Source organism: Actinospineispora spinosispora DSM 44797 (assembly GCF_000429025.1).
Taxonomy (GTDB): Bacteria; Actinomycetota; Actinomycetes; order Mycobacteriales; family Pseudonocardiaceae; genus Pseudonocardia; species Pseudonocardia spinosispora.
This window is the reverse complement of record NZ_AUBB01000081.1, coordinates 1-2208: the sequence shown is the minus strand read 5'-3', so window position 1 is coordinate 2208 and position 2208 is coordinate 1. Positions and strand designations below refer to the sequence as shown.

Annotated in this window: 1 pseudogene; it reads right to left on the bottom strand. The window is 72.2% G+C overall.

Annotation, left to right across the window (positions count from 1 at the left end):
• Window positions 1-2208 (bottom strand): annotated as a pseudogene (locus G406_RS57885) (hypothetical protein); the annotation flags it as partial.

Sequence of the window (2208 nt, the reverse complement as noted above, 5' to 3'; positions counted from 1 at the left end):
TTCAACGTCCCCCGCACCTGGAACGCCACCATCGCCGCGATCGCCGGCAACGCCACCGGCCAGATCACCGCACCCACCACCGCCGCCCCGAACACGAGCGCGGTGCCGGCCGACACCAGCCCGGTTCGGCTCACCAACCACGTGCCCGCGGTGTGCAGGGCCGCCCGGGTCGTGGAGCCGGTCAGGAACGGTGCCACGAGTCTCTTGCCCAGGGCGGTGAGCCAGGTCGGCGCCCGAATCCGGATCGGTGACCACACCGAGCGGCCCACGATCACGACCGCGGCCGTGGCGAGCAATGCCCCGATCACGGTGCTCACCGGGCCGCCTCCGGCGAGCAGCACCGCGCCGGCGATCCCGGTACCGAGCACCGCGACGATGCGCGGGCCCGTCGTGGTCGACGCGCTCGGTACACCGCCGGTGAGTCCGCCGGATCGGGTGGTGAAGAGCCTGCCGAGCGCGTCACCGATGGCCTGCCGGTTACGCCAGCCGACGAACGCCGCGACAGCGCCGAGCACACCGCCGCCGAGCCCGAGCAGCCACACCCACGGCGTCGTGCCCGACCCGCCGCCGCCCGGCGGGGCGGTGGCCGTCGACGAGCTGGGGGGTGCACTCGGCGAGGCGCTGGGTGACGGCGACGTGCTCGGTGACGGCGTCGGGGTCTGCCCCGGGTGAGGTGTCTCGCTCGGGTTCGGTTCGGTGGTCGACGGCGGCGGGTTCGTCGCCCGCACCTCGGCGTGCTCGTCGAGGTGGTCCGGGTTCGACTTGCCCTTGATCTCGGCGCGGAAGCCTGCCAGGTCGTGGAACCGCTCGTAGAAGATGCGCCAGTACGAGTCGCCCGGCTGCACGATCCAGATCCCGTTCCAGCCGATCGGGGCCTTCACCGGGTCGCCACCGATGTACTGGTCCGGCCCGGTGAACCGATGGCCGTTGACGCGGTTGAAGTCGCCGAAGTCCTCGTCCTTGTAGCCCAGACCGCGAGCCACCGTGATCGCCCGGTCCGTCGGGGCCGCGGTGAACTCGACCTGACCGGTCGTCGGGTCGGTACGGACCACCAGCACGGTCCTGGGCGTTTCCTGGACCGAGACGGCCCTGTCCTGCTTCGAGGTCGCCGGGGAGGCGTGGGCGGTCGAGGCGTCGGCCATGAACCCGAGCAGGGCGCCCAGACTGAGCGTGACCGTGGCGAGTGTCGCCACCACGGCGCCGAGGACTCGCCGGGCGATGACCGACCGGTTCCCGGCCGCGCTGCGCAGCCACTCCAGCGCGGGCGGGCCGCGCAGCTGGATCCACGAGCGCAGCGCGCTGATCACCTGGACGGCGGCGCCGGTGGCGGCCACTACCAGGGCGACTGTGTGGGTGGCAGGCCCGGTCACCAACGCCCACAGGCCGGACCCGTTCGAACCGGACGCACCCAGCACCGCGGCATGCGCCGTCGCCGCGAGCAACACCCAGAACACCGCGGTCGCCACCACGACCACAGCCACCCGGCCCACCACCCGAGCGGTCGGACCCCGCGAGTTGATCGCCCACAAACCGACCGCGGACACAACCAACCCGACCGTCGTCGGAACCGCCGCGGCGAAGTGCTCGGTCCACAACCGCAGCAACCCGTACCCGGCCAACGACAGCGCTGCGACCGTCGCCGGCGCCGGAACCGGCAGGAACCTCAGCACCCGAGTACCGGCCCACCACGTCCACGCGGTCAGCAGCGGCTTGGCGTAGCGGTTCGTGGCGATCTTCGCCCCGAGCGCGGTGCCGGCAAGCTTGTTCTGGGTCAGGTAGCCGAACGCCGCGCCCAGGGTGGCGATCGGGATCACGGCGGCCCAGGGGCCGGTGATGAACCCGAGCTGCAGGCCCAGGAGCGCAACCGCAACGGTGATCGTCGGGAAGGACAGGTGCCCGGCCGCGCGGGTGAACTGGTTGTCCGGCAGTGGCGTCCCGAACAGTGCGTTGGTCGCCAGCGGCAGCGCCCCGGTCAGGAACAGGATGTCCGCGGCAGCGAACAGCCCGTTGACGACGGCGGTCAGCACGTCCGGCGCGAGGAACATGGCCGGTAGGTGGATGACCAGGTTCGCGGCCCAGCTCACGGCCACCAGCACGGTGAGTGTCGTGGTCACCCAGGTCGGGAGGTTCGGGAATCGGGCCTTGGCCAGGTTGATCCCGCCGCGTACGGCGAAGGCGATGAGCCCGACGGTGCCGGGGACCGGACCG